Genomic DNA, 12,867 nt, shown 5'->3' on the forward strand with positions numbered 1-12,867 from the left:
TTTCTTCGCCGGCACCGTTAGCGTTGCCGAATACGACCTCTTCCACCGTCCCGGGGTCAATCTTCGATCGTTTCACCACTTCGCTGATGACGAGTGCCGCGAGGTCGTCGGGACGAACGCTCGCGAGTGCACCGCCATACCGGCCAACCGGGGTGCGTACCCCATCAACGATGAATGCCTCGGGCATATGACTACTCCTTTGTGTCTCGATACTGAGCACTACATTACTGCCCATGCGGTCAGGAATCACCCTGCAGTCAGAGAGTGTGCGGGCTTACCACCAACAATGCGGGCCGATGAAGAACGGCCGGACACCATGTGCCCGACCGTTCAGATTCTCGCTGAGTTGCTAGCTCTTTGATTTCGCGCCGCCGCGAGTGATTGCTTCGTAGATCGCGGTGACAATGAGTGCACCGACGAAGGCAAACAACCAGACCCAAATGTTGAAGAAGCCCGAAAGTGCTTCTGGTCCGACAACGAGGCCACCAATCCAGCCGCCGACAATACCGCCGACGATTCCCAAGATTGCGGTCAGCCACAGCGGGTGGCGACGTTTGTCTTTCGTAACCGCTTGGGCAATAAGCCCAACGACAAGTCCAATAATGATCCAACTAATCCAGCTGAGTGACATAACGCCTTCTCCTATGTGATGGAATTTGGAGTCTCAATGCGAGGCTCGCATCAAGTCAAGGCTACCGAATGCGAACAACCACACCTGGCATTGCTACTCAGCCGATTGGGAGCCTGGCGAGGTGCGTGCGGAAGGCTTTCGTCCATGCACAAGGACATACACGAGGGCAATCGCGATGATGAGTCCCACGAGCAGCCCGAATAGCTCACGATAGGCAACCCCGAGCCCGACCACGGTACCGAGCAGAATTGGGCCGATGCCCATGCCGGTATCGAGACCGATATAGAACGTTGAGATGGCCATGGAGGTTCGCGGTGTGGGGGTATCGCGAACGGCGATCGATTGTAGGAGGGAGATCAACAGGCCGTAACCAAAGGCAATCAGCACCGCGCTGGCAAAGAAACCAATAACGCCGAGATCGAGAGCGAGCAGTAATAGTGCCAGCAGATACGGTACGAATGCGGGCAGCACCACCGCGTTGTCGCTATAGCGGTCGAGGAGCGACCCGCCAATTGGTCGACTCACCGCAAGCGACACCGCATAGACAATGAAAAACACACTCGCGAACTCCAGCAACCCCACTTCCGTGGCGTAGCCGTTCATGAACGTGAGAATCCCGGAATACGGCAGCGCCAGCAAGAGCGCAAGGAGGCCCATGGGAAGGGCGTTCGGCTCCAAGATCCGATCCAAGCGCCAGCTGCGCAGGTGAATCTGCTGCGTTTCGCTCACGGTCACCTCTTGCGTGGGGAGCAAGAATGAGACCAGTGCAGCAATCAGCGACAGGCCCACCCCGAAGGCAAATACCGCGTTGTGATCGCCCGCAGTCACAAGCCAAAGGCCGAGAGCCGGGCCGAGCGCCTGCCCCAACGTGAGCGAAAGCGTAAACCAGCCGGTCCCCTCGCCGCGTCGACTCGCGGGGATCATGCTCATCGCCATAGTGTTGACCAGGTTGCTCACCGAGCCGAACGCCGCTCCCTGCATGATTCGCACGACGAGCAATAAGACAAAGTGGTTTGCAAAAAAGTAACCGATCGACCCGAGAAGCAGGATGCTTACCGAGATCACCAGCATTCGCTTGCGACCGATGACATCGGTGTACTTGCCAACAAACACACGGGCAATCAGCGCCCCAAACACAAACACACCGGCGGCCAGCCCGGCTTCTGCCTCACCGACCCCGAATCGGTTGACGGCGTATCCCGTCATGTAGGTCATGAGCAGCAGAAAGTTCAACGCAATAGCGGCGTTCACCACCATCACGCCGATAAACGGTCCCGTCCACAACCTTGGTTGCGGGGTCTCCTGGCTAACCTGCAAAATGACGGCCCTCTTCAACCGCCTTCTTCCATCCTGCGGAGTAGCGGGGCATGATCACGGCGAATGAGAAGAACAGGCCTAGGAAAAAGGTCCACGCGAGCATTGCGAAGAGATTCTCCATGAGGATCATCGGGACAAAACCAATCGCGTACCCGCCGCAGGTACTCGCCAGCGACTCGGCGAGGGCAAGCCGGAGCACCTCGCGTTCTTCATACGGTCGTTGTCCCTGCGACAGGCTGCGAAGGATTGCGTAGCCAATCCCGTATCCCAAGCACACCAGGGCGGCGACGAACAACCAGCTGAAAAACAGGCTGAGGAAGCTGCTCGCCTCGAGTTGTTGCCTGCCGAGGTCGCTGCCGTAGGTGAATAAGAAAAACGAAGCGACCCAGGCGAGAAACGTCACGCCAACGATCGCGAAACCCGTTTGCCGAGCCGGAGTCCTAAACTCCCACGCGACTACCTGCGTGCCGGGTTCACGGGAATCACGACGTTTGGCCATTCCTGAAGTGTAGGCCTATTCGGCAAACCCGGATTCCACGAGAGCTACGAGTGCATCCACGGCTTCCGTTGCCTGTGCACCGCTCGCAACCAGTTCGAGTTCCGTTCCTTTCTTCGCGCCCATCGCCATGATGCCCAGCAGGCTCTTGGCATCCACGCTGTTCACTTTGATCTCGGCGTCAAAGGAGCTTGCGGTCTTCACGAACTCTGCCGCGGGACGGGCGTGGAGTCCGGTCTCGTTGACCAGGGTGACGGTACGGCGGATCTCATCAGACATGTCTATTCCTTAGTGGGTTTGGATGGATCGGGCTGTGGTGTGCGTGGACTATTCGTCCGTGGTGCGTACACGATTCGTTGCGGCCACGAAACGATCGAGTTGCTGTAATGCTGCACCCGAATTGATCGTGCCACGCGCGACCTCAATCTTTTCGATGAGCCGGTCACGAATCGGTCGCTCGATCGTGTCGGAGTCCCTCGCAATGTCATAGGCGACCATGCCGGCAGCGGAATTGAGCAGCACAATGTCTCGGACCGCATCCTTGCCGCCGCCCGCGAGCGTCTCACGCGCAATTGCGGCATTCTCCTCGGGTGTGCCACCGAGTAGTTCTTCCAGCTCGTAAGTGCCCAGACCAAGGTCGCGCGGATGGATATCGTGCTCGGCGACATCTCCGCGTGCCACTTCCCAGATGTGGGAGTAACCGGTCACCGTCAATTCATCGAGCCCATCGTCGCCCCGGAACACGAGTGCGGCAGCGCCTCTAGTGCGAAACACCCCGACAATCAGCGGGATCGCTTCGCGCTTTGCCACTCCCACGGCAGATGCTTCCGCACGCGAGGGGTTCGTCAGCGGACCGAGGTAATTGAATACGGTCGATACCCCCAGTTGCTTCCGCACGCCACCGGCGTGCGCGAATCCGGGGTGGAAGAGCGAAGCATAGAGGAAGGTCATCCCCGTCTCCTCGAAAATCTCCTTTAGCGCCTCGGGCCGGGAACTGTGGTGAGCGCCGAGCGCGGTCAAGACATCGGATGCACCAGATTTTGCGGATGCCGCGCGGCCACCGTGCTTGATTACTGGGACTCCGGAACCCGCAATTACGAAGGAGGACATCGTCGATACATTGACTGTGCCGATCATGTCGCCGCCAGTACCGACGATATCGAGTCCCCAGGGGGTGATATCGATAGGAAGCGCATTGGCGAGCACCGCATCCCGGAACCCCACCAGTTCTTCTACCGTTTCGCCTTTCGCGCGCAAAGCGATCAGCCACGCGGCTAGCTGCGCTTCACTCACTTCCCCCTGCATCACCTGCTGCATCGACCACGTCGCTTGTCGAACCGAAAGATCTTCACCATTGAGCAGTGATTCGAGCATTTGGGGCCAATTCAGCAATTCCGTCATGGCCAGAATTCTAGTCATAGGATGGCCCCACAGTGCCGCGCCGGACGGCAAGTGCAACCTGAAACGCCTATAACGAGACTCGCCAGGCGTTGCAAACTTTGCGAACCTGGGAAATCGGTCATAATGGATGCTGTGACTTCCCTAAATCCTGCATCTTCGGCACCACGCGTGCACCGTCCAAACACCGTAGCCATTGGCACCATCGTGTGGCTTGGCTCGGAAGTGATGTTCTTCGCCGGTCTCTTTGCGATCTACTTCACTCTTCGCGCGATGGCTCCAGAGCAGTTTGCTGCTGGCCACGACATCATGAACATTCCGTTCGCAGCGATCAACACCGCGATCCTGGTGAGCAGCTCCGTGACCTGCCAGCTCGGCGTCATGGCGGCCGAGCGCGGTCAGAAGACTCGCGACGGCAAGCGACTGGGCACCATCGAGTGGTACTACATCTCGGCCATTCTCGGTTCGATCTTTATGGGTGGTCAGGTCTGGGAGTACGCGACACTCGTCAGCGAGGGTTACGTGCTCAACTTGAACTCCTTCACCAGCGCATTCTTTATGGCGACTGGCTTCCACGGTCTCCACGTTCTTGGTGGCATCCTCGCGTTCTTCGTGGTGATTGTGCGCCTCTACGCAGTCAAGAGGATGGGGCAGCGCGAGCAGCAGAGCGCGATGGCCATCTCTTATTACTGGCACTTCGTTGACGTGGTCTGGGTAGGCCTCTTCTTCGTCATTTACATCCTTCCGTTTATCGCTTAGTTGCGCCGTCCCCGTCGAGAGAGTTTTTCCAATGTCACTTGCAACGAAGTCCCGACCGTCCGCGAAGAAGTCACGTAAGCGTTCGCGTCGGACCCCGCTCGCAACTGCCGCACTGCTCGGCGTAGGCCTCCTGCTTTCCGGTGGGGCGTACGGTGCCGTCGATTCACTCGTCGCGAATGCTGCGACGGATGAAACCGCCGAGGTCGACATGACCGCGACGGAGACCATCGCCGAGGGTGAAGCGCTCTTCAACGCAAACTGCGCCACCTGCCACGGTATGGATGCAGTGGGTACTGAAAACGGTCCGACCCTCATCGGTGTGGGTTCCGCTTCGGTTCACTTCCAGGTTGGTACCGGTCGTATGCCCATGCAGATGAACTCGCCACAGGCCCCGGCGAAGCCGAACCAGTTCACTGAGACGCAGACGCTGCAGATGGCGGCATACGTTGCCTCCCTCGCTCCTGGTCCCGCAATCCCCGATGCGCAGTACACGCAAGCCGATGGCGATGCTGCCCACGGCGCTGAACTCTTCCGCATTAACTGCGCGATGTGCCACAACGTGGCTGCCGCCGGTGGTGCGCTGACCGAGGGTAAGTACGCACCCGAGTTGCAGACGGTTGATCCCGTCCACATCTACGAGGCAATGCAGACCGGTCCCCAGAACATGCCCGTCTTCAGCGACACGAACCTGACGCCGCAGGACAAGGCCGACATCATTACCGCAATCACGTGGATGACCGACAACACCAACATGGTTGGCGGTTATAACCTCGGTGGCGTCGGCCCCGTTGCCGAGGGTCTCTTTATCTGGGTGTTCGGAATCGGTGGCGCTGTAGCCTTCGCCATTTGGCTCACCTCCCGACCGAACTAGTTCTTCTCACTTTTAGTTTTTACTCCTCATCTCAACCCAGAAAGGGATAACCATGGCTGAAGACGAACACGGCGGGGAGCTCCGTACCGCTAATTCGTCCGATCGCTCGGGTAACTCCGGAACGGCACTTATCGCCACTGAAAGTTTCGAAGACCCGGGGCATCCGGAACACGGACACCGCGTGACCGACAGCGACCCCAAAAAGGCGAAGGGCGCAGAACGTGTCGTCGTCGTCCTGTTCTGGGTATCGCTCGTGTTCTCGATCTTTGCGATCGCTGCGTATTTCATCTGGCCCATCGACCGAGAAGACATCACCTCAGTCCGTTGGAACAGCCTCTTTGTCGGCTTAGGAATTGCCTTCGGCATGCTCGCGCTTGGCTCGGGAGTCGTCGCCTGGGCGAAGTACCTCATGAAAGACGAAGAATTCGCGGAAGCACGTCACAAGACCGGCGCATCCCCCGCCACCGGCAAACGCGTTGTCGAGATTTTTGCGCAGGCAGATGAGGAGTCCGGCTTCAGCCGCCGCAAGCTTCTGCGTAACTCGCTCATCACCGCGGTGCTCGCTCTCCCTCTGCCGGGAATTGTGCTGCTGCGTGACCTCTACAACGGCAACAACGAGCATCCCGTAGATCTACTGCACGAGACGATGTGGGATGAGGGCGTTCGCCTTGTGCGTGACCCTTCGGGCACACCGATCAAGGCTTCCGACGTCACCATTGGCTCCGCCTTCCACGTTATTCCTGATGGCCTCAACGACCTCGGTCACGACGAGCTGCTGAACGCGAAAGCAAAGGCTGTTGTGTTGCTCATGCGTTTGCCGGAAGAGAAGCTGAACGAACGTCCCGACCGCGAGGGCTGGTCGTACCACGGTATCGTCGCCTATTCGAAGGTCTGCACGCACGTCGGTTGCCCGGTTGCGCTGTACGAACAGCACACGCACCACCTGCTTTGCCCATGCCACCAATCGCAGTTCGACGTGACCAACCACTGTGAGGTCATCTTCGGACCAGCCGGCCGCCCGCTACCGCAGCTGCCAATCGCCGTCGACAACGAGGGTTACCTGGTTGCGCAGAGCGACTTCCTCGAACCTGTTGGCCCGACCTTCTGGGAGCGTCGTAATGACTACAACGTATAAGTCACCTGTCGCAGAGGACAGCGCCATTGCAAAGGCCTCCGTCTGGATTGATGAGCGCACGAGTGTCTCGGGTGCGGTCAAGGAATTCGGTCGGAAGATCTTCCCCGACCACTGGTCGTTCATGCTCGGTGAGGTGGCGCTCTATAGCTTCATCGCAATCCTGCTGTCGGGAACGTTTCTCACATTCTTCTTCGACCCGACCATGACGCACACGACCTACAACGGGCAGTACGTGCCGTTGAAGGGTGTTGGCATGTCCGGCGCAATGGCCTCCACCCTGGACATCTCCTTTGATGTCCGCGGTGGTCTACTGATGCGCCAGGTTCACCACTGGGCTGCGCTCTTGTTCGTGGCATCGATCATGTTGCACATGGCCCGCGTATTCTTCACCGGCGCCTTCCGTAAGCCACGTGAACTGAACTGGCTCATCGGCCTTGTGCTCTGGATCCTCGCAATGCTCGAGGGTTTCTCGGGCTACTCGCTCCCCGACGACCTGCTTTCGGGTAACGGTCTTCGCATCGTGGACGGCATGATCAAGGCGGTTCCACTCGTCGGAACTTGGATTTCGTTCTTGATGTTCGGTGGTGAGTTCCCGGGCACCGACATCGTTGGGCGCCTTTACTCGCTGCACATCATGATTTTGCCCGCGCTGTTGATCGCGTTCCTCGCGCTGCACCTCATCCTGATGGTGGTGCACAAGCACACGCAGTGGCCTGGGCCTGGACGCACTGAAAACAACGTTGTCGGTAACCCGGTGCTGCCAGTCTTCGCTGGTAAGGCCGTTGGCTTCATGTTCCTGATCCTCGGCATGATCTTCTTGATCGCCTCGCTCTTCCAGATCAACCCGGTGTGGAACTACGGCCCGTATGACCCGTCCCCGGTTTCTGCCGGTACGCAGCCTGACTGGTACATCGGATTCGGTGACGGTGCACTCCGCCTGATTCCGCCCGGTTGGGAAATTGCGCTCGGCAACTTCACGCTGTCACCGGCAATTCTGGTGCCGTTCGTGCTCATGGGAATCTTCGTGATCGGGCTGTTTGTCTATCCGTTCCTCGAGTCGTGGGTCACGGGTGACAAGCGTGAGCACCACCTGCTCGACCGCCCCCGTAACGCTCCATTCCGTACCGCACTCGGTGCCGCGTGGATTAGCTTCTACGCCACGATGTGGGGAGCGGCGTCTTCGGACCTCATTGCGACGCACTTCTCGATGGCAATGGAACACGTCATCCACATCCTGCAGTTCTGGTTGATCTTCGGAACGGTCATCGTGTTCTTCATCACACACCGAGCCTGCATTGCGTTGCAGAAACAGGATCGCGCAACTGCGCTGCACGGTCACGAGTCCGGACGCGTCATCCGACTCCCCCACGGTGAGTTCCAGGAGATCCACGTGCCGCTCACTGAAGAAGAGCAGTACGAACTCAACGCATTCGAGACGTATGCGCCGGTCAAGCCTTATGTCGATCCCGAAACGGGTAAGACCAAGGGCAAGCTGCGGGCACGCCTGTCGCGTTGGTTCTTCGCGGACCGCGTCGAGGCCAGCACTCCGGCTGAGGTCGAAGCGGCGAAGCACCACCACGGTGAACTGAACTAGCGACCATCGCTCAAGCGAAAGCGCTGGGGTTCCGAGTATTCGGAACCCCAGCGCTTTTTCGTGTTCTCGGCACTTTTCGAGATCGCGCTTTCCGGATGTCGTTGCACCTAGTCGTTGCACCTAGTCGTTGCACCTAGTCATGGCACGTAGTCATGGCACGTAGTCATGGCACGTAGCGCTCATCATGGTTGAAGTACGACCCATGATGAGCGCTGCCAACCATGATTACGTAAGCTACGAACCATGTTGAGCGCTACGTGCCGCCTACGTGCAAAACGCGGCGACATGACCGGCGAAATCCCTATCGTGGCATTTTTCGGATGGAGCCGGTTACCGGCGATGCGGATACTTCGCGAATTCTCGCTCAAGCGCTGAGCGGACCCGCTTAGATGGTGCTTTCGCGAACGGGACGATCTCGAGCGTCCGATTCCGGCCGCTCCCCTTGCTCGACCACGTGGCGATGAGGCGCCCGTTCGAATACACAACGGGTTTAAAGACGCCGTTGCGTGCCACATCGATCTTCAAGTGATGCTCCTTCGTCACGATCGCTGAGCGGTCTTGGTAACCGAGCAGATACTCGTCAAACGGCGGCAGCAGCCGCGCTCCGGTGATCGCATCCTGCGCTTCTTCCACTGCCGCAGTGAGTCCCGGAGGGCCCCACAGCGGCTCGCCAGCAGCGTCTACACCGTATTGCTCGAGTGAGTCCGTGATCGGGTAGGCGGAAAGCGCGTTGCGGAGCTGCCCAAGCGGCAACTTCGTCCACCAGGCAAAGTCTCGCAGAGATGCGGGCCCGTGCCCCTCGAAATAGCGCCGCAGCCACTCGGCAGTTGCGGCCAAGTCCTCGCCGTTGAATCGCGACACCAGGCTGTTTCCCTCGGGAAGCCACTGCTCCGCCGCCACGACCAGGTGCTCGGCGCCGCGAAGCGGCCCATAGGCGAGCACTCCCGAGGCGATCAAGGTAAAGAGCACGTGATACCGCTGCGGGCCGGAGAGCGGAAATCCCCGTTCTGAGAGCTGCTGGCTGAGCTCCGGACGCGACAGAGCACCATCCTCCGATTCGGATAGGAGGCGGAGAATTTCGTCCGTGACACGGGCCATGAGCGCGTCATCGAGCTCAAGTTCTTCTCGTCGTCGGGCAGCGCCTCGAACGGTCCGGGCACCGGCGAGCTCGGTCATCCACGGCATATCGGCGGCATCGGCCGCGAACACGGTGCCACGCATCGGATAGCCACGCACAATCTGGCCAGTGTTGAATGCATCCTCGACATCGGCGGCCTGACCGGTGCTTCGAAGCGCAAGCGCTGCGATCACCCCACCCAAGTGTTGCCCCTGCACGCAAGAAAGCAGTGCTGCAGCCGCACGCGGTGTTCTGCCGGTATCGACCGGTACGAGCCCTTGGGCTGCGAACCGGTGTGCGGCAATGGCGGCGGATGCAAAAGGGACCTGCTCAGACATGTCGCACAGTGTATGCGACGAGTGAGCAGGTCCCTTGCGGTGTCTGCCGAAATTAGCGTCCCGGTTGACGGAGCGTCAGACCACTAGTGGCCAAACTTGCCACGGTAGGTTTCGAACATCCAGCCAAGCAGACCGATGAGCGCGATTGGTGCAAGCCAGAACGCTGGCCACCAACCGACGGCGATACTCGCGAATACGCCGCCGACGCCGGCTGCCGTCACGAAAGGCCACATCGTAGCGGGCATGAAGAAGCCGAGGTCTTCATCCGCGTCACGGATTTCGGCATCTTCACGGTCTTCAGGAAGCAGCTTCTTGGCGAACGGTTTGTTCTCGAAACCCAGGTAGAAGGCGATGAACCCAGTGAAGAGTGCCATCAAGGCAAAGGCAACGATACCGACCCACTCAGCGTCGTTGTCGAACACTGCCGTCCAGACGGTATACACAACGGCCATGACTGCATAGAACGCAGTCAGTACCCAAAGAACATTTCGGAGTGTCTTCATTCTGAGAAGTCCCTATGCCTTTCCGCTTACGGTCGCCGGTTCATCGTGTGAACCCGGCGCCGAGTACTCAGGGTGGTTAAGGTCGAAGGCCGGGCGTTCCGAACGGATGCGCGGGATCGACGTGAAGTTGTGGCGCGGCGGTGGGCAGCTTGTTGCCCACTCGAGCGAGCCACCGTAACCCCACGGGTCATTCACGGTGACCTTCTTGCCACGGCGGTGCGTGATGAACACGTTCAGGAAGAACGGAATCATCGAAAGCGCGAGCACAATCGCACCGATTGTGGAGACCTGGTTCATCCAAGTGAAGTCGTCCTCGGGCTGGTACGTGTAGTAACGACGGGGCATACCCATGACACCAAGCCAGTGCTGCACAAGGAAGGTCAGGTGGAAGCCGATGAACAGCAACCAGAAGTGGATCTTGCCGAGGCCCTCATTGAGCATCTTGCCGGTCCACTTTGGCCACCAGAAGTAGAAGCCGGCGAACATCGCGAATACCACGGTACCGAAGACCACGTAGTGGAAGTGAGCAACCACGAAGTAGGTGTCAGAGATGTGGAAGTCAAGCATCGGCGACGCGAGAATGACGCCCGTGAGACCACCGAATACGAAGGTCACGATGAAGCCAAGTGACCAAAGCATTGGCGTTTCGAAGGTAATTGATCCTCGCCACATTGTGCCGATCCAGTTGAATATCTTCACGCCCGTCGGCACCGCAATGAGCATCGTCATGAGCGCAAAGAATGGCAGTAGCACGGAGCCGGTGACGTACATGTGGTGTGCCCACACCGATGCCGAAAGTGCGGCAATTGCGATGGTCGCAAGGACCAGTGTCTTGTACCCGAATATCGGTTTTCGACTGAAGACCGGGAAGATCTCAGACACGATGCCGAAGAAGGGCAGTGCAATCACATACACCTCTGGGTGTCCGAAGAACCAGAACAGGTGCTGATACAGAATCGTGCCGCCCGCATCCACGTCATATATGTGCGTCAAGAACACTCTGTCCATCAGCAGTGCGAACCAAGCAACCGTAAGCACGGGGAACGCGAAGAGTACGAGGATCGACGTGATGAGGATGTTCCAGGTGAACACCGGCATGCGCCACATGGTCATACCCGGAGCACGCATCGTAATGATCGTGGTGATGAAGTTCACCGCACCGAAAATGGTGGCGTAACCGGTCATCGCCAACCCGGCTAACCATAAGTGCCCGCCGATACCCGGCGAGAAGGTTGTCAGTGACAGCGGTGTATACGCCGTCCAACCGAAGGAAGCAGCACCCTGCGGGGTAAGGAAGCCCATCACCGCGATGATTGCACCGAAAGAGTACAACCAGTACGCAAACGCGTTGAGTCGAGGGAATGCCACGTCAGCGGTACCGATTTGCAACGGGATCATGATGTTCGCAAAGCCCGAGAAGAGCGGTGTCGCGAACATCAGGAGCATGATCGTGCCGTGCATCGTGAACAGCTGGTTGTACTGTTCCTTGTTCGCGATGAGTTCCATGCCGGGGGCAAAGAGCTGACCGCGAATCAGCAGCGCCATCACGCCACCAATACAGAACCAAACAACCGAGGAGACCAGGTACATGTACCCGATCATCTTGTGGTCGGTGGTCGAGAGCATTTTCAGGATCAGGTTGCCCTTGTTCCCGGTCTTGTTGACTGAGAGATCCTGTTCTGCGGCTGGCTGCTCACCAGCGGCAGCGGGCCTATTCAATGTCGAAGTCATGTTCACCCTGCCCTAGTGCTCGTCTTCATTGTGTTGGATAACCGGCACGCTCGTACCCGGGTTATCGGTGTCACGGTTGTACTCGTCGCCAACCTGGCCTTCGTTGCCGGCTTCGCGGAGCGATTCAATATAAGCGTTGTAATCCTCGGCCGAGACGACCTCGACCTGGAAGAGCATCATCGAGTGGTATTCACCACAAAGCTCGGCGCACTTCCCCATGTAGGTGCCCTCGCGCTCGGCAACGAACGAGAACTGGTTCGTCTTGCCGGGGATGGTGTCTTCCTTGTAGTTGAACTCTGGTACCCAGAAGGAGTGCGCAACGTCGCGCGACTTCAGATCCAGTGTCACGTTTGCGCCTACGGGTACGTACAGCGTCGGGAGCTGGCCGTAGTCAATTTCACCGGTGGTCTTCCCCTCGGCGTCACGGAGTTCAACTGCCTGCACACCCTGGTAGTAGACATCCCCGCCGTACTCGGAACCTTCTACCTCGAGGTAGTTGAAGTCCCAAGCCCACTGCTTGCCGTAGACCTCAATGTGTACGTCCAGCTCCTCTGCCGAGTAGTTCTCCTCGACAATGGCCTGATCGCGTGCCGTAAAGGCGAAGAAACCGCCGACCAGCACCACCGGAATGACCGTGAAGAGGATCTCAATCGGCATGTGGTAGCGCATCTGCACCGGCAGCCCGACGTCATTCTTACGGCGACGGTGAACAACATTGGACCAGATCAGCAGGCCCCACACGAAGAAACCAATAAGGAGCAACACGACCCACGAATTGACCCAGAACGTCGCGGCCATATCGCCGACATCGGTCGTACCCGGAAGACCCGGCATGTAGCCGTTCAATTCCTGAGCCGTGCACCCTGCGAGCACGAGCGTTAGAACAGCGCTCAGCGAGAGCGCTGTCCACTTTTTTCGGTGGTTCTTCCGCACGTTGGACCTTTCGAGAAGACGCATACAGACGATTCCCAGTGTAG

The 12,867-nt window shown here is 58.6% G+C and carries 13 protein-coding genes and 1 pseudogene; 4 read left to right on the plus strand and 10 right to left on the minus strand.

Going from position 1 to position 12,867, the window contains the following annotated elements:
* The 6 genes and pseudogenes from ACTHXA_RS07345 to trpD form a co-directional block, all read right to left on the minus strand.
* A pseudogene (locus ACTHXA_RS07345) lies at positions 1 to 187 on the minus strand (3-oxoadipyl-CoA thiolase); the annotation flags it as partial.
* 162 nt (positions 188 to 349) lie between these two features.
* Positions 350 to 631: a GlsB/YeaQ/YmgE family stress response membrane protein gene (locus tag ACTHXA_RS07350; protein WP_441670895.1), complete on the minus strand. Its 282-nt coding sequence runs from the start codon at positions 629 to 631 to the stop codon at positions 350 to 352.
* A gap of 93 nt (positions 632 to 724) precedes the next feature.
* Positions 725 to 1,948 (minus strand): MFS transporter, encoded by a 1,224-nt coding sequence (locus ACTHXA_RS07355; protein WP_441670897.1) that lies wholly within the window; start codon positions 1,946 to 1,948, stop codon positions 725 to 727.
* A complete protein-coding gene (locus ACTHXA_RS07360) occupies positions 1,938 to 2,447 on the minus strand; it encodes a hypothetical protein (RefSeq protein WP_441670899.1) in 510 nt (169 codons plus the stop codon). The genes ACTHXA_RS07355 and ACTHXA_RS07360 overlap by 11 nt, the downstream gene beginning before the upstream one ends.
* 15 nt (positions 2,448 to 2,462) lie before the next feature.
* A complete protein-coding gene (locus ACTHXA_RS07365; protein WP_441670901.1) occupies positions 2,463 to 2,723 on the minus strand; it encodes an HPr family phosphocarrier protein in 261 nt (86 codons plus the stop codon).
* Positions 2,724 to 2,771: 48 nt separating this feature from the next.
* Complete coding sequence (gene trpD, locus ACTHXA_RS07370; protein WP_441670903.1) at positions 2,772 to 3,845, minus strand: anthranilate phosphoribosyltransferase; 1,074 nt, start codon at positions 3,843 to 3,845, stop codon at positions 2,772 to 2,774.
* 123 nt (positions 3,846 to 3,968) lie between these two features.
* Here trpD and ctaE point away from each other — a divergent pair, with 123 nt between their 5' ends.
* From ctaE to qcrB, 4 genes are read left to right on the plus strand one after another with little or no spacing between them, the layout of a single operon-like run.
* A complete protein-coding gene (gene ctaE / locus ACTHXA_RS07375) occupies positions 3,969 to 4,601 on the plus strand; it encodes an aa3-type cytochrome oxidase subunit III (protein WP_441670905.1) in 633 nt (210 codons plus the stop codon).
* Positions 4,602 to 4,632: 31 nt separating this feature from the next.
* A complete protein-coding gene (qcrC, locus tag ACTHXA_RS07380) occupies positions 4,633 to 5,472 on the plus strand; it encodes a cytochrome bc1 complex diheme cytochrome c subunit (RefSeq protein ID WP_441670907.1) in 840 nt (279 codons plus the stop codon).
* Positions 5,473 to 5,524: 52 nt separating this feature from the next.
* Positions 5,525 to 6,607 (plus strand): cytochrome bc1 complex Rieske iron-sulfur subunit, encoded by a 1,083-nt coding sequence (qcrA, locus tag ACTHXA_RS07385; protein ID WP_441670908.1) that lies wholly within the window; start codon positions 5,525 to 5,527, stop codon positions 6,605 to 6,607.
* The gene (qcrB, locus tag ACTHXA_RS07390) at positions 6,591 to 8,201 is read left to right on the plus strand and encodes a cytochrome bc1 complex cytochrome b subunit (protein ID WP_441670910.1); all 1,611 of its coding nucleotides are present in this window, start codon (positions 6,591 to 6,593) and stop codon (positions 8,199 to 8,201) included. Before qcrA ends, qcrB begins: the two co-directional genes overlap by 17 nt.
* A 330-nt stretch (positions 8,202 to 8,531) precedes the next feature.
* Here the strand turns inward: qcrB and ACTHXA_RS07395 are convergent, their stop codons facing one another.
* From ACTHXA_RS07395 to ctaC, 4 genes are all read right to left on the minus strand, one after another.
* Entirely contained in the window at positions 8,532 to 9,656 is a 1,125-nt protein-coding gene (locus tag ACTHXA_RS07395; RefSeq protein ID WP_441670912.1) for a winged helix DNA-binding domain-containing protein, read from the minus strand.
* 83 nt (positions 9,657 to 9,739) lie between these two features.
* The gene (gene ctaF / locus ACTHXA_RS07400) at positions 9,740 to 10,159 is read right to left on the minus strand and encodes an aa3-type cytochrome oxidase subunit IV (RefSeq protein ID WP_441670914.1); all 420 of its coding nucleotides are present in this window, start codon (positions 10,157 to 10,159) and stop codon (positions 9,740 to 9,742) included.
* 12 nt (positions 10,160 to 10,171) lie between these two features.
* Positions 10,172 to 11,785 carry an aa3-type cytochrome oxidase subunit I gene (ctaD, locus tag ACTHXA_RS07405; protein WP_441671137.1) on the minus strand — a complete coding sequence of 538 codons (1,614 nt, stop codon included), beginning with the start codon at positions 11,783 to 11,785 and terminating at the stop codon, positions 10,172 to 10,174.
* 117 nt (positions 11,786 to 11,902) lie between these two features.
* Positions 11,903 to 12,847, minus strand: coding sequence for an aa3-type cytochrome oxidase subunit II (gene ctaC, locus ACTHXA_RS07410; protein WP_441670916.1), 945 nt, complete (start codon positions 12,845 to 12,847; stop codon positions 11,903 to 11,905).
* Positions 12,848 to 12,867: the final 20 nt, after the last annotated feature.

Source organism: Gulosibacter sp. (assembly GCF_052090685.1).
GTDB lineage: Bacteria > Actinomycetota > Actinomycetes > Actinomycetales > Microbacteriaceae > Gulosibacter.